Annotated in this window: 12 protein-coding genes, 3 rRNA genes and 2 pseudogenes; 16 read left to right on the plus strand and 1 reads right to left on the minus strand. The window is 65.4% G+C overall.

What is annotated here, in order from left to right; translation table 11 throughout:
• From STRIP9103_RS02590 to proC, 4 genes and pseudogenes are all read left to right on the plus strand, one after another.
• Nucleotides 1-778: pseudogene (locus tag STRIP9103_RS02590) on the plus strand (class I SAM-dependent methyltransferase); the annotation flags it as partial.
• Nucleotides 779-1,002: 224 nt separating this feature from the next.
• On the plus strand, nucleotides 1,003-1,851 hold the full coding sequence (locus STRIP9103_RS02595; RefSeq protein WP_009297074.1) for an ABC transporter ATP-binding protein: 849 nt from the start codon (nucleotides 1,003-1,005) through the stop codon (nucleotides 1,849-1,851).
• Nucleotides 1,848-2,696 (plus strand): ABC transporter permease, encoded by an 849-nt coding sequence (locus tag STRIP9103_RS02600; RefSeq protein ID WP_009297082.1) that lies wholly within the window; start codon nucleotides 1,848-1,850, stop codon nucleotides 2,694-2,696. The genes STRIP9103_RS02595 and STRIP9103_RS02600 overlap by 4 nt, the downstream gene beginning before the upstream one ends.
• Nucleotides 2,697-2,832: 136 nt before the next feature.
• Nucleotides 2,833-3,645: a pyrroline-5-carboxylate reductase gene (proC, locus tag STRIP9103_RS02605; protein ID WP_009297068.1), complete on the plus strand. Its 813-nt coding sequence runs from the start codon at nucleotides 2,833-2,835 to the stop codon at nucleotides 3,643-3,645.
• A 56-nt stretch (nucleotides 3,646-3,701) separates the two neighbouring features.
• Here the strand turns inward: proC and trpS are convergent, their stop codons facing one another.
• On the minus strand, nucleotides 3,702-4,697 hold the full coding sequence (gene trpS / locus STRIP9103_RS02610) for a tryptophan--tRNA ligase (protein WP_009297062.1): 996 nt from the start codon (nucleotides 4,695-4,697) through the stop codon (nucleotides 3,702-3,704).
• Between the two features lie 832 nt (nucleotides 4,698-5,529).
• Between trpS and STRIP9103_RS02620 the strand changes: the two genes are divergently transcribed.
• From STRIP9103_RS02620 to pitH, 12 genes and pseudogenes are all read left to right on the plus strand, one after another.
• Nucleotides 5,530-7,056, plus strand: a 16S ribosomal RNA gene (locus tag STRIP9103_RS02620).
• A gap of 311 nt (nucleotides 7,057-7,367) precedes the next feature.
• Nucleotides 7,368-10,488: ribosomal RNA gene (locus tag STRIP9103_RS02625) — 23S ribosomal RNA — on the plus strand.
• Between the two features lie 91 nt (nucleotides 10,489-10,579).
• Nucleotides 10,580-10,696, plus strand: a 5S ribosomal RNA gene (rrf, locus tag STRIP9103_RS02630).
• The 16S, 23S and 5S rRNA genes sit together here, the layout of an rRNA operon.
• 70 nt (nucleotides 10,697-10,766) lie before the next feature.
• The gene (locus STRIP9103_RS02635; protein WP_009297084.1) at nucleotides 10,767-11,411 is read left to right on the plus strand and encodes an HAD family hydrolase; all 645 of its coding nucleotides are present in this window, start codon (nucleotides 10,767-10,769) and stop codon (nucleotides 11,409-11,411) included.
• Nucleotides 11,412-11,476: 65 nt separating this feature from the next.
• Entirely contained in the window at nucleotides 11,477-12,715 is a 1,239-nt protein-coding gene (locus STRIP9103_RS02640) for an MFS transporter (RefSeq protein WP_048819565.1), read from the plus strand.
• Complete coding sequence (locus STRIP9103_RS02645) at nucleotides 12,666-13,841, plus strand: acetoin utilization protein AcuC (protein WP_009297072.1); 1,176 nt, start codon at nucleotides 12,666-12,668, stop codon at nucleotides 13,839-13,841. Before STRIP9103_RS02640 ends, STRIP9103_RS02645 begins: the two co-directional genes overlap by 50 nt.
• 218 nt (nucleotides 13,842-14,059) lie before the next feature.
• Nucleotides 14,060-14,893, plus strand: a complete 834-nt coding sequence (locus STRIP9103_RS02650; RefSeq protein WP_411572365.1) for a phosphatase — start codon at nucleotides 14,060-14,062, stop codon at nucleotides 14,891-14,893.
• A 129-nt stretch (nucleotides 14,894-15,022) separates the two neighbouring features.
• Entirely contained in the window at nucleotides 15,023-15,235 is a 213-nt protein-coding gene (locus tag STRIP9103_RS02655) for a helix-turn-helix domain-containing protein (protein ID WP_158696841.1), read from the plus strand.
• A 167-nt stretch (nucleotides 15,236-15,402) separates the two neighbouring features.
• The gene (locus STRIP9103_RS45810) at nucleotides 15,403-15,501 is read left to right on the plus strand and encodes a 30S ribosomal protein bS22 (RefSeq protein WP_003948845.1); all 99 of its coding nucleotides are present in this window, start codon (nucleotides 15,403-15,405) and stop codon (nucleotides 15,499-15,501) included.
• Nucleotides 15,502-15,771: 270 nt separating this feature from the next.
• Nucleotides 15,772-16,839: an NAD-dependent epimerase/dehydratase family protein gene (locus STRIP9103_RS02660; RefSeq protein ID WP_009297060.1), complete on the plus strand. Its 1,068-nt coding sequence runs from the start codon at nucleotides 15,772-15,774 to the stop codon at nucleotides 16,837-16,839.
• Nucleotides 16,840-16,853: 14 nt separating this feature from the next.
• Nucleotides 16,854-17,951: a lysophospholipid acyltransferase family protein gene (locus tag STRIP9103_RS02665; protein ID WP_009297077.1), complete on the plus strand. Its 1,098-nt coding sequence runs from the start codon at nucleotides 16,854-16,856 to the stop codon at nucleotides 17,949-17,951.
• Nucleotides 17,952-17,993: 42 nt separating this feature from the next.
• Nucleotides 17,994-18,311: pseudogene (pitH, locus tag STRIP9103_RS02670) on the plus strand (low-affinity phosphate transporter PitH); the annotation flags it as partial.

Raw genomic sequence — 18,311 nt, forward strand, 5'->3', positions numbered from 1 at the left:
CCAAACCCCTCCCACACCGCCCGAGCCCACTCCTTCAACGCCGTCGCGGCCCAGTACGCCGCGGTCCGCCCCTCCTACCCACCCGCCCTCTTCGACACCATCGAAACCCTCGCCGCCCGCCCGCCCCCTCACCGGCTCACGAACCGTCGACGTAGGCGCAGGCACAGGCATCTCCACCTCCCTCCTCCACACTCGCGGCGCTCACGTACTCGCGGTCGAACCCGGCGCCGGCATGGCGGCCCAGCTCCGCCGCACCCACCCCCACATCCCCCTGGTCCGCGGCGACGGCAACGCCCTCCCCCTCGCCACCACCTCCACCGACTTCCTCACCTACGCCCAGTCCTGGCACTGGACCGACCCCACCCGCTCGGTCCCGGAGGCCCTTCGCGTCCTTCGCCCCGGCGGCGCACTGGCCCTGTGGTGGAACACCGACGCCCTCGACATCCCCTGGATCGCCGACGCCGCCACCCGCATCCGCAACTTCTTCGGCATCGACCCCGACAGCCCCATCGACAAGAGCGGCACCGGCGCCCCCGCCGCACTCGCCGACACGGCCGGCCAACTGGACTTCACCCGCCGCCGGATCCGCTGGAGCCGCCAGGTCTCCCTGGACACCCACCTGGCCAACATCGCCAGCCACTCGGGCTTCCTGGTCCTGAACGAGAAGGCCAAGGCAGGGTTCTTCACCGAGGAACGAGCCCACCTTCGCGAACTCTTCCCCACGGAAACGATCGAGGAGACCTACGACGTGGACCTACTGCTGGCCATCCGCCCCTGACACCCCCACCCCCACTCGGGCCCGGCGTCGCCCCGGTCCTCGGTCCCGACCTGCCCTCGAACAGGTCGCAGGCGAAGATCGCCAAGGCCGTCACCCCGACCCGCCGTGCGCCTGCGCCCCTCTGCGCCCTCAACGCAACACCCGCGCCGAGCCCACCGCCGCCCTTCGCCCCTTCTCACCCTCGCGCCTTGACCCGCCAGCCCACCGAGAGCATTATTCATCACATGATGAATTTCCTTTCGAAGAAGCCCCCGACCCCACCACCGGACTCCTCAACCAGCACCTCACCCACCCACGCGCCACCCACCACCCCAGCCATCCACGCCAAGGACCTCACCGTCACCCGAGGCCTCCGCGCAGTCCTCCGCAACCTCGACTTCGAAGTCCCCCACGGCCAGATCACCGGCCTCCTGGGCCCCTCCGGCTGCGGCAAATCAACCCTGATGCGCTCGATCGTGGGCACCCAGGCCAAGGTCACCGGCACCCTGCGAGTCCTCGGTCACCCGGCCGGCGCCCCCACGCTCCGCTCACGCATCGGCTACGTCACCCAGGCCCCCTCCGTCTACGACGACCTGACGGTCCGCCAGAACCTGGCCTATTTCGCGGCGATCCTCGACCCCGGCCGCACCGCCGCCGAACGCCGCCATGAGAACGTCGCCCGGGCCATCGCCGACGTGGACCTCACCTCCCACGCCGACGCCCTCGCCGGCAATCTCTCCGGCGGCCAACGCAACCGTGTCTCTCTGGCCGTGGCCCTCCTCGGCACACCCGAGCTGCTGGTCCTGGACGAGCCCACGGTCGGCCTGGACCCGGTCCTCCGCCGAGACCTCTGGGACCTCTTCCACGCCATCGCCGCCCAGCGCCGGGCCACCCTCCTGATCTCCTCCCACGTCATGGACGAGGCCGAGCGCTGCCACCGCCTCCTCCTGATGCGCGAGGGCGAGATCCTCGCCGACGACACCCCCGAGGCCCTCCGCACCCGCACCCACTCGGAAACAGTCGAAGCGGCTTTCCTTCACCTCGTGGACGAGGCGACCGCGACCGCCGCACGCCAGAAGGAGCCGGCGCGATGACCACCCCGACGAACGCCCACACGAACGACACCACCAAGCCGAGCGAGGAAACGCAGTCGAACGCGCACGCACGCACACCCCAGGCCACGGCCCCCCGCCCGAGCGCGCTCAACCACTCCCGTACGACGGCCACCGCGGCGCGAGTCCTCCGCCAACTCGGCCACGACCCCCGCACGATCGCGCTGCTCGTCCTCATCCCGTGCGTGATGCTGTTCCTGCTCCGCTATGTCTTCGACGGCAGCCCACGCGTCTTCGACTCCATCGGCGCCTCACTCCTCGGCATCTTCCCGCTGATCACCATGTTCCTGGTGACCTCGATCGCAACCCTGCGCGAGCGCACCTCCGGCACCCTGGAACGCCTCCTCGCCATGCCCCTCGGCAAGGGCGACCTCATCGCCGGCTACGCCCTGGCCTTCGGCACCCTGGCGATCATCCAGTCGGCCCTCGCCACGGGTCTGGCCGTCTGGTTCCTCGACCTGGACGTCACCGGCTCTCCCTGGCTCCTCCTGGTCGTCGCTCTCCTCGATGCCCTGCTGGGCACCGCCCTCGGCCTCTTCGTCTCGGCCTTCGCCGCCTCCGAGTTCCAGGCCGTCCAGTTCATGCCGGCCGTGATCTTTCCCCAACTCCTCCTCTGCGGCCTCTTCACCCCCCGCCCCGACATGCACCCCGCCCTCGAAGCCATCTCCAACGTCCTCCCCATGTCCTACGCGGTCGACGGCATGAACGAGGTCCTCCTCCACACCGACATGACCACCAACTTCATCCGAGACGCCCTGATCGTCGCCGGCTGCGCACTCCTGGTCCTGACCTTGGGAGCAGCCACTCTGAGGCGTCGGACCACGTGATCCACAGCCACACATCCGGCGTCGGCCGACATTCACCGGCGTGCGAACGTCCCGCCCAGCGGACACCCGAGCCGCCCCCCACCCCCTGGTGCGAGGATGACCCCAGGACGACGCACCCCCGGAGGGCACCCGCACCATGACCCAGAAAGTCGCAGTCCTCGGCACCGGAAAGATCGGCGAGGCCCTGCTCAGCGGCATGATCCGAGCCGGCTGGGCCCCCGCGGACCTCCTGGTCACCACCCGCCGCCCCGAACGCGCCGAAGAACTCCGCACCCGCTACGGCGTCACCCCGGTCACCAACCCGGAGGCCGCGAAGACCGCCGACACCCTGATCCTCACGGTCAAGCCCCAGGACATGGCCACCCTCCTGGACGAACTGGCCCCGCACACCCCCGCCGACCGCCTGGTCATCAGCGGCGCGGCGGGTATCCCCACCTCCTTCTTCGAGGAGCGCCTGGCCGCAGGCACCCCTGTGGTCCGTGTCATGACGAACACGCCCGCCCTCGTCGACGAGGCCATGTCCGTCATCTCCGCAGGCAGCCACGCGAGCGAGGCCGACCTCGCGCACGCCGAGGAGATCTTCGGCGCCGTGGGCAAGACGCTCCGCGTCCCCGAGTCACAGCAGGACGCCTGCACCGCCCTCTCCGGCTCGGGCCCGGCGTACTTCTTCTACCTGGTCGAAGCCATGACCGACGCCGGCATCCTCCTCGGCCTGCCCCGCGACAAGGCCCACGACCTCATCGTCCAGTCCGCCATCGGCGCGGCCACGATGCTCCGCGACAGCGGCGAACACCCCGTCAAACTCCGCGAGAACGTCACCTCCCCCGCCGGCACCACGATCAGCGCCATCCGCGAACTCGAGAACCACGGCGTGCGTGCCGCACTGATCGCCGCGCTGGAAGCGGCCCGCGACCGCAGTCGCGAACTGGCATCCGGCAACAACAGCTGACCCCGTTCACAGCGCCGGGCCCGGCCCCTCGACGGCACCCGGCGCTGCAGACCGGCTCAGGCAGCCAACAGCCCGATCGCCCGGTACGCCGCGTCCACCCTCGGACGAGCCATCTCTCTGGCCTTCTCCGCACCCAACCGCAACACCCCCTCCACGTACACAGGATCCGCGCACAACTTCTTGTGCCTCTCCTGTACGGGCCTGAGGAGCTCGACCACGGCCTCTGCGGTGTCCCTCTTCAAGGCTCCGTACGATTCGTATACACCGCTCAGGTCCTCGGGGTTCCCGCCTTCGCACGCAGCGAGGATCTCCAGCAGATTCGCGAGCCCCGGCCGCCCCTCCCGGTCGTAGACGACATCCCGCCCGCTGTCGGTCACGGCCCGCATGATCTTCTTCCGCACGGCATCCGGCTCATCCAGCAGATAGACGATGCCGGACGCCACGTCGTCCGACTTCCCCATCTTCGACGTCGGCTCCTGCAGGTTCATGACCCGAGCGCCGACCTTGGGATGCGTCGCGCGCGGCACCACGAACGTGTGCCCGTACCGCTGGTTGAACCGCACCGCCAGATCCCGCGTCAGCTCCACATGCTGCGTCTGGTCGTCCCCCACCGGCACCTCGTCGGTCCCGTACGCCAGGATGTCCGCCGCCATCAGCACGGGATACGTCAGCAGCGACAGCCGGACACTCCCACCCCGGTCCCGCTCCCGCGCGGCCTTCTCCTTGTACTGGATCATCCGCCGCATCTCGCCGTCGGTGGCCACGCACTCCAGCACATACGACAACCGGGTGTGCTCATCCACATGACTCTGTACGAACACGGTGCACAGCTCCGGATCCAACCCCGACGCCAGCAACAACGTCGCCGCCTGCCGACTGAGCCTGCGCACCCGCGCCGGATCGTGGTCCACGGTCAGCGCGTGCAGATCGACGACGCAGAACAACGCGTCCGTCCGGTGCTGGTCGACCTCGGCCCACCGCCGTACGGCCCCCAGGTAGTTCCCGAGCGTCAGGTGCCCTGTCGGCTTGACCCCGCTGAAGACCCGCGTCATTTCTCCACCTCCTGATCAGGGCCGCCGCACCGGCCGGCCGACCCTCTGGAGGGAGATACGAGAACGGCCGCCGAAGCGGCGGCCGTCGAGTGCGTACATGAGCACGGCCGCCGTCAGGCGGCCCACCACTCCTGGTGACACGTACGCGTAGTCATGGACGTCAGGCTACGCCTCCGGGGGACCGTCCGGCAGCGAGTTGACACACCCCGAGCCCATCCGTAGTGTTCTCCGAGTTGTCCGACGTGAGCGCCGACCCTTGGTCGGTCCCCGGACAGCCATTCCGCAAGTAACCACCAACAAACGACGATCCGTCGTCGTGCCGTTGGTATGCGTATTTGCGAAATGAGGAATCCGCGTTCGAAAGGACGTAGCCCCCGATTAGCTCGGAGGCTCGGAATCCGCTAAAGTCTCACTCGTCGGAACGGCCCAACAGCCGCAAAGACAACCCCCCTCTGACTGGGAATCAGGCCCGAAAGGATCTGATAGAGTCGGAACCGCCGGAAAGGGAAACGCGGAAGCGGAAACCTGGAAAGCACCGAGGAAATCGGATCGGAAAAAGATCTGGTAGAGTCGGAAACGCAAGACCGAAGGGAAGCGCCCGGAGGAAAGCCCGAGAGGAACAGCTCGGGTGAGTACGAAGGAAGCGTCCGTTCCTTGAGAACTCAACAGTGTGCCAAAAATCAACGCCAGATATGTTGATACCCCGTCCGCCGGAAACATTTCCGGTGGTCGAGGTTCCTTTGAAACAAACACAGCGAGGACGCTGTGAACCATCGGATCATTCCTCCGGTGGTTCCGCTCTCGTGTGTGCGCACCGGATTACCGGTACACATTCACGGAGAGTTTGATCCTGGCTCAGGACGAACGCTGGCGGCGTGCTTAACACATGCAAGTCGAACGATGAACCGCTTCGGTGGGGATTAGTGGCGAACGGGTGAGTAACACGTGGGCAATCTGCCCTTCACTCTGGGACAAGCCCTGGAAACGGGGTCTAATACCGGATACGACGCGCTCGGGCATCCGATGTGCGTGGAAAGCTCCGGCGGTGAAGGATGAGCCCGCGGCCTATCAGCTTGTTGGTGAGGTAACGGCTCACCAAGGCGACGACGGGTAGCCGGCCTGAGAGGGCGACCGGCCACACTGGGACTGAGACACGGCCCAGACTCCTACGGGAGGCAGCAGTGGGGAATATTGCACAATGGGCGCAAGCCTGATGCAGCGACGCCGCGTGAGGGATGACGGCCTTCGGGTTGTAAACCTCTTTCAGCAGGGAAGAAGCGCAAGTGACGGTACCTGCAGAAGAAGCGCCGGCTAACTACGTGCCAGCAGCCGCGGTAATACGTAGGGCGCGAGCGTTGTCCGGAATTATTGGGCGTAAAGAGCTCGTAGGCGGTCTGTCGCGTCGGATGTGAAAGCCCGGGGCTTAACCCCGGGTCTGCATTCGATACGGGCAGACTGGAGTGTGGTAGGGGAGATCGGAATTCCTGGTGTAGCGGTGAAATGCGCAGATATCAGGAGGAACACCGGTGGCGAAGGCGGATCTCTGGGCCATTACTGACGCTGAGGAGCGAAAGCGTGGGGAGCGAACAGGATTAGATACCCTGGTAGTCCACGCCGTAAACGGTGGGAACTAGGTGTTGGCGACATTCCACGTCGTCGGTGCCGCAGCTAACGCATTAAGTTCCCCGCCTGGGGAGTACGGCCGCAAGGCTAAAACTCAAAGGAATTGACGGGGGCCCGCACAAGCAGCGGAGCATGTGGCTTAATTCGACGCAACGCGAAGAACCTTACCAAGGCTTGACATACGCCGGAAAACCCTGGAGACAGGGTCCCCCTTGTGGTCGGTGTACAGGTGGTGCATGGCTGTCGTCAGCTCGTGTCGTGAGATGTTGGGTTAAGTCCCGCAACGAGCGCAACCCTTGTTCTGTGTTGCCAGCACGCCCTTCGGGGTGGTGGGGACTCACAGGAGACTGCCGGGGTCAACTCGGAGGAAGGTGGGGACGACGTCAAGTCATCATGCCCCTTATGTCTTGGGCTGCACACGTGCTACAATGGCAGGTACAATGAGCTGCGAAGCCGTGAGGCGGAGCGAATCTCAAAAAGCCTGTCTCAGTTCGGATTGGGGTCTGCAACTCGACCCCATGAAGTCGGAGTTGCTAGTAATCGCAGATCAGCAGTGCTGCGGTGAATACGTTCCCGGGCCTTGTACACACCGCCCGTCACGTCACGAAAGTCGGTAACACCCGAAGCCGGTGGCCCAACCCCTTGCGGGAGGGAGCTGTCGAAGGTGGGACTGGCGATTGGGACGAAGTCGTAACAAGGTAGCCGTACCGGAAGGTGCGGCTGGATCACCTCCTTTCTAAGGAGCATCTAGCTGCCGCGAGGCAGCCAGAGCCACTACGCCAGCGAATGTCTGGCGGTGGTCAGCTCATGGGTGGAACGTTGATTATTCGGCACGGTCGGGACGGACCAGGCGCTAGTACTGCCCCTGCTGGGGGCGTGGAACGCTGATCTGGTCGGCTGACCGTGCCGGGCACGCTGTTGGGTGTCTGAGGGTGCGAGCGTTGCTCGCCCTTCACGATGCCGGCCCCGGTGCAGCACCGCGTGATGTGGTGTGTGACGGGTGGTTGGTCGTTGTTTGAGAACTGCACAGTGGACGCGAGCATCTGTGGCCAAGTTTTTAAGGGCGCACGGTGGATGCCTTGGCACCAGGAACCGATGAAGGACGTGGGAGGCCGCGATAGGCCCCGGGGAGTCGTCAACCAGGCTTTGATCCGGGGGTGTCCGAATGGGGAAACCCGGCAGTCGTCATGGGCTGTCACCCTTGCCTGAACACATAGGGCAAGTGGAGGGAACGCGGGGAAGTGAAACATCTCAGTACCCGCAGGAAGAGAAAACAACCGTGATTCCGGGAGTAGTGGCGAGCGAAACTGGATGAGGCCAAACCTATGGCGTGTGAGACCCGGCAGGGGTTGCGTCGTGGGGGTTGTGGGATCTCTTTTTCACGGTCTGCCGGCCGTGGGACGAGTCAGAAACCGTATGGATAGGCGAAGGACATGCGAAAGGTCCGGCGTAGAGGGTAAGACCCCCGTAGCTGAAATCTGTACGGCTCGTTGGAGAGACACCCAAGTAGCACGGGGCCCGAGAAATCCCGTGTGAATCTGGCGGGACCACCCGCTAAGCCTAAATATTCCCTGGTGACCGATAGCGGATAGTACCGTGAGGGAATGGTGAAAAGTACCCCGGGAGGGGAGTGAAATAGTACCTGAAACCGTGTGCCTACAAGCCGTGGGAGCGTCGGATGGAAGCTTGCTTCCATCTCGTGACTGCGTGCCTTTTGAAGAATGAGCCTGCGAGTTTGCGGTGTGTTGCGAGGTTAACCCGGGTGGGGTAGCCGTAGCGAAAGCGAGTCCGAACAGGGCGGTGTAGTAGCGCGCTCAAGACCCGAAGCGGAGTGATCTAGCCATGGGCAGGTTGAAGCGGAGGTAAGACTTCGTGGAGGACCGAACCCACCAGGGTTGAAAACCTGGGGGATGACCTGTGGTTAGGGGTGAAAGGCCAATCAAACTCCGTGATAGCTGGTTCTCCCCGAAATGCATTTAGGTGCAGCGTCGTGTGTTTCTTGCCGGAGGTAGAGCACTGGATAGGCGATGGGCCCTACCGGGTTACTGACCTTAGCCAAACTCCGAATGCCGGTAAGTGAGAGCGCGGCAGTGAGACTGTGGGGGATAAGCTCCATGGTCGAGAGGGAAACAGCCCAGAGCATCGACTAAGGCCCCTAAGCGTACGCTAAGTGGGAAAGGATGTGGAGTCGCAGAGACAACCAGGAGGTTGGCTTAGAAGCAGCCACCCTTGAAAGAGTGCGTAATAGCTCACTGGTCTAGTGATTCCGCGCCGACAATGTAGCGGGGCTCAAGCGTACCGCCGAAGTCGTGTCATTCCAGTGTGAGGGCCAACGCCTGCTGGGATGGGTAGGGGAGCGTCGTCTGCCGGGTGAAGCAGCACCGGAAGGTAGTTGTGGACGGTTGACGAGTGAGAATGCAGGCATGAGTAGCGATACAAACGTGAGAAACGTTTGCGCCGATTGACCAAGGGTTCCTGGGTCAAGCTGATCTGCCCAGGGTAAGTCGGGACCTAAGGCGAGGCCGACAGGCGTAGTCGATGGATAACCGGTTGATATTCCGGTACCCGCTGTGAAGCGTCAAACATCGAGCATCGTGATGCTAAGGCCGTGAAGCCGCCCTGATCTCTTCGGAGTTGAGGGGAGTGGTGGAGCCGCCGGTCCAAGCGGTTAGTAGGTGAGTGATGGGGTGACGCAGGAAGGTAGTCCATCCCGGGCGGTGGTTGTCCCGGGGTAAGGGTGTAGGCCGTGCGATAGGTAAATCCGTCGTGCGTGTGGCTGAGACCTGATGCCGAGCCGATTGTGGTGAAGTGGATGATCCTATGCTGTCGAGAAAAGCCTCTAGCGAGTTTCATGGCGGCCCGTACCCTAAACCGACTCAGGTGGTCTGGTAGAGAATACCGAGGCGTTCGGGTGAACTATGGTTAAGGAACTCGGCAAAATGCCCCCGTAACTTCGGGAGAAGGGGGGCCACACCCGGTGATGGGTTTTACATCCTGAGCTGGGGGTGGCCGCAGAGACCAGCGAGAAGCGACTGTTTACTAAAAACACAGGTCCGTGCGAAGCCGTAAGGCGATGTATACGGACTGACGCCTGCCCGGTGCTGGAACGTTAAGGGGACCGGTTAGTCATTCTTCGGGGTGGCGAAGCTGAGAACTTAAGCGCCAGTAAACGGCGGTGGTAACTATAACCATCCTAAGGTAGCGAAATTCCTTGTCGGGTAAGTTCCGACCTGCACGAATGGCGTAACGACTTCTCGACTGTCTCAACCATAGGCCCGGTGAAATTGCACTACGAGTAAAGATGCTCGTTTCGCGCAGCAGGACGGAAAGACCCCGGGACCTTTACTACAGTTTGATATTGGTGTTCGGTTCGGCTTGTGTAGGATAGCTGGGAGACTGTGAGCATCGGACGCCAGTTCGGTGGGAGTCGTCGTTGAAATACCAGTCTGGTCGTGCTGGATGTCTAACCCGGGTCCGTGATCCGGATCGGGGACAGTGTCTGATGGGTAGTTTAACTGGGGCGGTTGCCTCCCAAAGGGTAACGGAGGCGCCCAAAGGTTCCCTCAGCCTGGTTGGCAATCAGGTGGTGAGTGTAAGTGCACAAGGGAGCTTGACTGTGAGACCGACGGGTCGAGCAGGGACGAAAGTCGGGACTAGTGATCCGGCGGTGGCTTGTGGAAGCGCCGTCGCTCAACGGATAAAAGGTACCCCGGGGATAACAGGCTGATCTTCCCCAAGAGTCCATATCGACGGGATGGTTTGGCACCTCGATGTCGGCTCGTCGCATCCTGGGGCTGGAGTCGGTCCCAAGGGTTGGGCTGTTCGCCCATTAAAGCGGTACGCGAGCTGGGTTTAGAACGTCGTGAGACAGTTCGGTCCCTATCCGCTGTGCGCGTAGGAGTCTTGAGAAGGGCTGTCCCTAGTACGAGAGGACCGGGACGGACGAACCTCTGGTGTGCCAGTTGTTCTGCCAAGGGCATGGCTGGTTGGCTACGTTCGGGAGGGATAACCGCTGAAAGCATCTAAGCGGGAAGCCTGCTTCGAGATGAGGACTCCCACCCACTTGATGGGGTAAGGCTCCCAGTAGACGACTGGGTTGATAGGCCGGATCTGGAAGCACGGTAACGTGTGGAGGTGACCGGTACTAATAGGCCGAGGGCTTGTCCTCAGTTGCTCGCGTCCACTGTGTTGGTTCTGAAACCACGAACGACCCCGCTGCCCGGGTGGTGGCGGTGCGGGTGTTGACAGTTTCATAGTGTTTCGGTGGTCATAGCGTGAGGGAAACGCCCGGTTACATTCCGAACCCGGAAGCTAAGCCTTACAGCGCCGATGGTACTGCAGGGGGGACCCTGTGGGAGAGTAGGACACCGCCGAACAAATATTAAGAAAACCCCTGCCGGGGAACCGGCGGGGGTTTTCTGTTTTGTGGTCGCTTATCGTCGAGTTATGCGCTACGACCTTGTCATCTTCGACAACGACGGTGTTCTCGTCGACAGTGAGCCCATCTCCAATCGGCTGCTGGCCGCCTATCTGACCGAGCTCGGGCATCCGACCTCGTACGAGGACTCCATCCGGGACTACATGGGTTCGGCCATGCACCGGGTTCATGAGTTGGTCCATGAACGCACGGGGCGACGGCTGCCCGAGGAGTTCGACGAGGTGTTTCATCGGCGGGTGTTCGCCGCGTTCGAGCGGGAGTTGGAGCCGGTGGCCGGTGTCGACGACGTCCTGGAGAAGCTGGCGGCGGACGGAGTGCCGTACTGTGTGGCGTCCTCCGGGAGTCATGAGCGGATTCGGGTGGGGCATCGGAAGACGGGGCTCGATCGGTGGTTCGGGGAGGGGCGGGTCTTCAGTTCGCAGGATGTAGGCCGGGGGAAGCCGGCGCCTGACTTGTTTCTGTACGCTGCCGAGCGGATGGGGGTGGCCCCGCAGCGGTGTGTGGTCGTCGAGGACAGTCCGCTCGGGGTGCGGGCGGGTGTGGCGGCCGGGATGGATGTGTACGGGTTCACGGCGATGACGCCGGCCGCACGGCTGGACGGGGTGCGTGGGCTCTTCGGGCATATGCGGGAGCTGGTCAGCCTACTTAGTTGAGCACTCCTCAACTTCCTTTAACCATGCTCTACCCATGAGTAGCACGGGGCCCCTAATGTTCGGCCATGACAGATGTGCTGCGGCGCGGTCGGGCCGCGTTGGCGTTCAGCTTCTTCGCCCAGGGCGTCGCGTTCGCGCTGCTGGTGACGCGGATTCCGGCCATTCAGGACCGGTACGGGGTGTCCGACGCGCTGCTGCCCGCCTTCTTGGCCGCGGTGCCGGTTCTCGCGGGTGTGGGAAGCGTCTGCACCGAGCAGCTGGTGAAGAAGGTCCCGGCCAGTCGGGTGTTGCGGTGGGCGCAGCCCGTCGTGCTCCTGGCGCTGCTGGGGGTGGGGGCCGGCGAGCACATGGTCGAGCTCGGTGTGTCGCTGGCCGCGTTCGGGCTGGCGGTGGGGGCGCTCGACGCGTCCATGAACATGCTCGGGGTGAGTCTGCAGCGGTCGTACGGGCGGAGCATCATGCTCGGCTTCCACGCGGTGTACAGCCTGGGTGGGATAGCCGGGGCCTCGCTGGCGTGGGCGGGGGCGCACTGGGATCTGGCGTTGCTCGTGTCGTATCTGCCGGTGGTGGTCGTGCTGCTGCCGACGGCGTTCGTGGGGAGTCGGTGGTACGTCGACGGGGGTGTCGGCGAGGAGAAGGTGGACGCCGTCGAGGGCCAGAGGGCGGGCGGGACCGTCGCCTTCACGATGCTGCTGCCGCTCTGTCTGGTGATGTGCTTCGCCTATATCGGGGACTCGACTGTCTCCAACTGGAGTGCGAAGTATCTGCAGGATGTGCTGGGAAGCAGTGAGCAGCTGGCGACTGTGCCGTACAACGTGTACATGGTGACCACGCTGCTCGGGCGGGCCATCGGGGACTTCGGTGTACGGCGGTTCGGGGCCGTGGCCGTCGTACGGGTGGGGGCGCTGGTGGCGGCGCTCGGGTTCGCCGTGGTGGCGGGGGCACCGGGGGTGTGGGTGGGGATGCTCGGGTTCACGCTGCTGGGGCTCGGGCTGTGTGTGCTGGTGCCGCAGACGTTCGCCGCGGCGGGGCGGCACGCTTCTGAAAAATACGGTCCCGGGGCTTCGGATGCGGCCGTTGCCCGACTGAATATCTTCAACTATGTGGGCTTTTTGATCGGTTCTCCGTTGGTGGGGGCGCTCGGGGACGCCTGGAGCTATCGCGGGGCGATGCTCGTCCCCATGGTGTTGGTGCTGGTCACTTTGGTGTACGCCCGGTCGTTCGAGACTCAACCCGACCGATACGGTGGCGGGCATGAGCGGCCGCGCACAGCTGATGTGGGACGAGGCAGTAACGGGCTATGACTTCGGGCCGGACCATCCGATGGATCCGGTCCGGCTCGCGTTGACCCGGAGCCTGGTGAGTGCCTTCGGGCTCGACCGGGAGATGGAGGTCGTCTCGGCGAAGCCCGCCGGGGAGTCGACGCTGCGGCTCGTTCATCGTGAGGACTATGTGGCGGCCGTGAAGGCCGCGTCGGCGGATCCTGCGGGGGCCGATGGGTCGTATGGGCTGGGAACCATGGATGACCCGGCCTTCGCCGGGATGCATGAGGTGTCCGCCCTGATCGCCGGGCAGTCGGTGGGGGCGGCGGAGGCCGTGTGGCGGGGGGACGCGCTGCATGCGGTGAACTTCGCGGGTGGGCTGCACCACGCCATGCCGGGGGGTGCGTCGGGGTTCTGTATCTACAACGACGCCTCGCTCGCCATTGCCCGGTTGCTGGAGTTGGGGGCCGAGCGGGTCGCCTATGTGGATGTCGACGTGCATCACGGGGACGGGGTGCAGGCGGCGTTCTGGGAGGATCCGCGGGTTCTGACGATTTCGTTGCACGAGCACCCTCGGACGTTGTTTCCGCAGACCGGGTGGCCTGAGGAGACGGGGGCCTCGCCGGAGGCGGAGGGGTCGGCCGTGAATGTGGCGTTGCCGGCGGGGACCGGGGACGCGGGGTGGTTGCGGGCGTTTCACGCGGTGGTGCCGGAGCTGCTGGCCGAGTTTCGGCCGCAGGTGCTGGTGACTCAGCATGGGGCCGACACGCACTTCGAGGATCCGTTGGCGCATCTGGCGGTGTCGTTGGATGCGCAGCGGGCGGTGCAGGTGGCGTTGCATGAGCTGGCGCATGAGCACTCCGAGGGGCGGTGGGTCGCGCTCGGTGGGGGTGGGTACGCGGTGGTGGATGTGGTGCCGCGGTCCTGGACGCATCTGGTGGCGATTGCGGCGGGGCGGGAGATCGCGCCGGAGAGTGTGATTCCTGAGGGGTGGCGGCAGGAGGTCTTCGCTCGTACGCGGCAGTTGGCGCCGGTGCGGATGACTGATGGGCGGTGGCCGGTGGGGTGGGGGGAGTGGGACGCCGGGTACGACCCTGCGGATCGGTTGGATCAGGCGGTGTTGGCTGCGCGGCGGGCCGTGTTTCCGTTGCGGGGGTTGTTGCCGTAGGGGGTTTCGCCCTCGCCACCCCTTCGCCCCCGCTGCGCCCTTGAGCTCGGGGGATGGGATTGACTGACGAGTGCGGGTGGGTGGGGGCTGGTCACGCAGTTCCCCGCGCCCCTTGATGGCCTTCGGCCGATCAAGGGCTCCTCCCGTTTCTGGCCCTCGCCTTCGGTGTTACGCCAACTGTGTGGTTCTCTTCGGGTTTTGGGGTGGAGGGAGCGAGGGTGCGTCAGCATCGGGGGGTGGTGAGTGTTGGGGGGGTACGGGAGCATCTGGTGGCTGTGGGGCTGGCTGGGCGGGTGGCTACCTCGCGGGAAGCCAGCTTGCGGAGTTATCGGCTGTTCGCGGCTCGGGATCCTCGGTTTTTGATCGGGATTGATCCGGAACTGGCCTGGCGGCAGCGGGATGTGCTCGGGTTGATGGCGGAGAGGTGCGGGGTTTCGGCCGATCCGGGGTGTACTTCCGGGCAGGATGTGATCGACCCCGAGAGGACCATCGAGGCGCTGGACCGGTTCGCGGAGCGGATCGGGGTGGTTGCTCAGCGTGGTGGGGCGGTGCTCTTCGGAACCGGGCATCCGCATCGGCTGATCGGATTCTACGGTGCGTTGGCGGACGCCTTGTCGTCGGCGGGGTGTGAGGTTCTCACCCCCGCGATGGGTAGACGTGTCGACATAACGACCCGGTTCGGTCTACGTACGTACAACCTCGACTACGCACGAGGAGTCGCCGTCGTACGCGAGGCGCCCGCGTTGCGCTCCCGTTGTGCGACCGGCGTGCACACCCATTCGCCGCTCCCGGTTCGGGTCGCTCTGGCGGCTGCCGCGGAGGCCGGCGGGCCGCTGCCGGAACTCGTGGTCGGGGACCACGGCTGGGTCTGCGGGGCAGGTCAGCTGGGGTTCGAGGCCATCGGGATCGCGGATACGGACGATCCGGCGCTCTTCGTCGGGGAGGCCGAGGGGCGGGTGTCCGTCGTCGTTCCACTTGATGACGGTGTGCGGTCTGATTACTACCGACCGCTGACCCGCTACGTACTCAATCGGGCGTGTCTGTCACAGTAGGCCGCCGATGGCATCCCCTCTTCCCCACTCGCATCACCCGCCCCTACATTGGGGAGTGAGCACGCAGCGACGAAGAGTCACCGGAAGGGGAAGCCGGTGGCCGTCGAGTGCGGAAGGTTCAGGTGTGTCATGGCTGCAGCTGGCGAGAGGCCTCTGAACGAGGTCGTGTTCCTGACCGTGGCGGAAGTGGCCTCGGTGATGCGAGTGTCGAAGATGACCGTGTACCGACTGGTGCACAGCGGTCATCTGCCGGCGATCCGGGTGGGCAGGTCCTTCCGGGTGCCGGAGCAAGCGGTTCACGAATACCTCCGCGAGAGCTATGTGGGGGTGGAAACGGCCTGACGGTCATTGGGGCCGAGGGGCTCCCGGAGGTCCTGCGGGGCCTCCGGGATACCCGGGCTCCACCTCGATTACAACCTCAGCGCTCGGGCGGGTAGGCTGGCCCCTCGTAGGTCGTATGGGCCCATGGCGCCCAAACACCGAGTGATGAGAAGTGAGCGAGGGTAGTCGTGGGCTCTGTTATCAAGAAGCGGCGCAAGCGGATGGCGAAGAAGAAGCACCGCAAGCTGCTCAAGCGCACCCGCGTTCAGCGTCGCAACAAGAAGTAAGGCGGCCCGGGCCCGAAAAGGGGTCCTGACCGGTCCCGGCACACACGGGGCCGTACGCCTTGCACGCTTGCGCGAGAGCTGTTGGAGCGCATCACGGTGACCCCCCATCGAATTCGGTGGGGGGTCACCGCGTTTTTGTCGGCCGTCCGCGGGGTCGTGGTCATCACAGTGCAACGACAACCCGCTAACGTGGCCGCACACGGGGAACGCGGGAGAGTACGAGCAGAGTTGTGCCTACGGGTGCCGACGCTGGGAAGGAAGGCGCTGATCTTGGGAAAGGTCGTGCTCGTGACCGGGGTGGCCCGTCAGCTGGGTGGCCGGTTCGTACGTCGGATCCAGCGTGACCCGGAGGTCGATCGGGTGATCGCGGTCGACGCGGTGTCGCCCGGGCACCATCTGGGCGGCGCGGAGTTCGTGCAGGCCGACATCCGTCACCCCGCCATCGCCCGGGTGCTGGCCGAGCACAACGTCGACACGGTGGTCCACCTGGACGTCACGGGGACGCCGTTGGGCAGCGGCGGTCGGGCCACGCTGAAGGAGACCAACGTCATCGGCACCATGCAGTTGCTGGGTGCCTGTCAGAAGTCTCCGTCGGTCAAGCGGCTGGTCGTGAAGTCCAGTACGAACGTCTACGGGTCCGCGCCGCGTGACCCGGCCGTGTTCACCGAGACCACGCCGCCCAAGTCGCTGCCCAGCGGTGGCTTCGCCAAGGACACCGTCGAGGTCGAGGGGTATGTGCGCGGTTTCGCGCGGCGCAGGCCCGACGTGGCCGTGTGTGTGCTGCGGTTCGCGAACATCCTCGGGCCCAGCGCCGATTCGCCGCTCGCCTCGTACTTCTCGCTGCCGGTGCTGCCGACCGTGCTGGGTTACGACCCCCGGCTGCAGTTCGTGCACGAGGACGATGTGATCGAGGTGCTGCGGATCGCCTCGCACGAGCCGCGGCGCGGCACGCTGAACAGCGGCACGTTCAACATCGCGGGCGACGGCGTTCTGCTGCTCTCGCAGTGTGCGCGGCGGCTCGGCCGGCCGACGGTGCCGCTGCTGATGCCGGCGGTCAGCTGGTTCGGCTCCATGGTCCGTACACTCGGCGTCTCGGACTTCTCGCCCGAGCAGCTGCGGCTGCTGACCCACGGCCGGGTCGTGGCGACGAACCAGATGCGCGACACGCTGGGCTACCGTGCGAAGTACACGACCGCGGAGACCTTCGCGGACTTCGCGCGCAGCCGAGGCCCCGGACTGTTGCCGCCGGAGGCCCTCGCGGGGGCCGTCGACCGGATCGCCGCACTGCCCCTGCCCCTGTTGGGCGGTGGCCACCCCCCGACGCAGAGCGCCAACTGAGGAGAGCGTCAACGATGGCGGATGCCAAGGTCATTCCGTTCGACGACGACCGCACGCGCGGGGGCGCCGTGCAGCGTTCGTCCCGCCGCCGGGGCGGGGGGAGCCGGCGCACGGGCGAGGCTGCGGTCGTACGCGACGTCCACGAGGCCCGTGAGGCCGGTGAGACCGGTGAGGTCCAGCCTCTCCCCGGACTGCCGACCAGCACGGATGATGTCCCTGTGACACGGGAGAAGCCGGAGCCGCCCCAGGGGGCCGCCGAGGCACAGGACGGCGGTGCGCTGGAGCGACGGATCGCGAGCGGTCTCGCGTTTCTGCGTAAACGGCTCACCGGTGACTACGAGGTCGACGACTTCGGCTACGACGCCGAGCTCACCGACCAGGTGCTGATGTCCCTGCTGCGACCGGTGTACGAGAAGTACTTCCGGGTCGAGGTGAAGGGCATCGAGAACATCCCGATGGACGGCGGCGCGCTGATCGTCTCCAACCACTCGGGCACCCTGCCGATGGACGGTCTGATGATGCAGGTCGCCGTCCACGACAATCATCCGGCGGGGCGCCATCTGCGGCTGCTGGCGGCCGACCTGGTCTTCATGCTGCCGGTGGTCAACGAGCTGGCCCGCAAGCTCGGCCACACGCTCGCCTGCGCGGAGGACGCCTCGCGGCTGCTGCAGCAGGGTGAGCTGGTCGGGGTGATGCCGGAAGGGTTCAAGGGCCTGGGCAAGCCCTTCGGGGACCGCTACAAGTTGCAGCGGTTCGGCCGTGGTGGCTTTGTCTCCACCGCGCTGCGTGCCGGTACGCCGATCATTCCGTGCTCGATCGTGGGCGCGGAGGAGATCTACCCGATGATCGGCAACTCGAAGACGTTGGCGCGGCTGCTCGGCTTCCCGTACTTCCCGATCACGCCGACCTTCCCGTGGCTCGGGCCGCTGGGGGCGGTCCCTCTGCCGACCAAGTGGACCATCCAGTTCGGGGAGCCCATTCCGACGGATGGTTATCCGCCGGAGGCCGCGGAGGATCCGATGCTGATGTTCAACCTGACGGACCAGGTACGGGAGCAGATTCAGCACACGCTGTACAAGTTGCTGGTGCAGCGGCGGTCGGTGTTTTTCTGAGCGACGGCTGGGCAATCGCCCGCAGCTGTGCATGGTCGTACGACAGTGGGCATCATCACCCTGGCCCTGGTCGCCGGTGGCGCCCTCGCCCCCGACTCCGACCCGCCGGTGTGGGTCATCCTCTCCGCGGGCCTCGCCATCGCGCTCGGCACCTACCTGGGCGGCTGGCGCATCATCCGCACCATGGGCAAGGGCCTGACCGACCTCCAGCCGCAGCAGGGCTTCGCCGCCCAGACCAGTGCCGCCACGGTCATCCTGGCCTCCTCGCACCTCGGCTTCTCGCTCTCCACCACGCACTCGGTCTCCGGGTCCGTGATGGGCGCCGGACTCGGCCGCAAGGGCGGTGTGGTCCGCTGGTCC

Source organism: Streptomyces ipomoeae 91-03 (genome assembly GCF_000317595.1).
Lineage (GTDB): Bacteria > Actinomycetota > Actinomycetes > Streptomycetales > Streptomycetaceae > Streptomyces > Streptomyces ipomoeae.

Excerpts from the sequence above, each read along its gene's own strand:
- STRIP9103_RS02595 (WP_009297074.1), top strand. The coding sequence starts at position 1,003 with ATGATGAATTTCCTTTCGAAGAAGCCCCCGACCCCACCACCGGACTCC.
- STRIP9103_RS02600 (WP_009297082.1), top strand. The coding sequence starts at position 1,848 with ATGACCACCCCGACGAACGCCCACACGAACGACACCACCAAGCCGAGC.
- proC (WP_009297068.1), top strand. The coding sequence starts at position 2,833 with ATGACCCAGAAAGTCGCAGTCCTCGGCACCGGAAAGATCGGCGAGGCC.
- trpS (WP_009297062.1), bottom strand. The coding sequence starts at position 4,697 with ATGACGCGGGTCTTCAGCGGGGTCAAGCCGACAGGGCACCTGACGCTC.
- STRIP9103_RS02635 (WP_009297084.1), top strand. The coding sequence starts at position 10,767 with ATGCGCTACGACCTTGTCATCTTCGACAACGACGGTGTTCTCGTCGAC.
- STRIP9103_RS02640 (WP_048819565.1), top strand. The coding sequence starts at position 11,477 with ATGACAGATGTGCTGCGGCGCGGTCGGGCCGCGTTGGCGTTCAGCTTC.
- STRIP9103_RS02645 (WP_009297072.1), top strand. The coding sequence starts at position 12,666 with ATGAGCGGCCGCGCACAGCTGATGTGGGACGAGGCAGTAACGGGCTAT.
- STRIP9103_RS02655 (WP_158696841.1), top strand. The coding sequence starts at position 15,023 with ATGGCTGCAGCTGGCGAGAGGCCTCTGAACGAGGTCGTGTTCCTGACC.
- STRIP9103_RS02665 (WP_009297077.1), top strand. The coding sequence starts at position 16,854 with ATGGCGGATGCCAAGGTCATTCCGTTCGACGACGACCGCACGCGCGGG.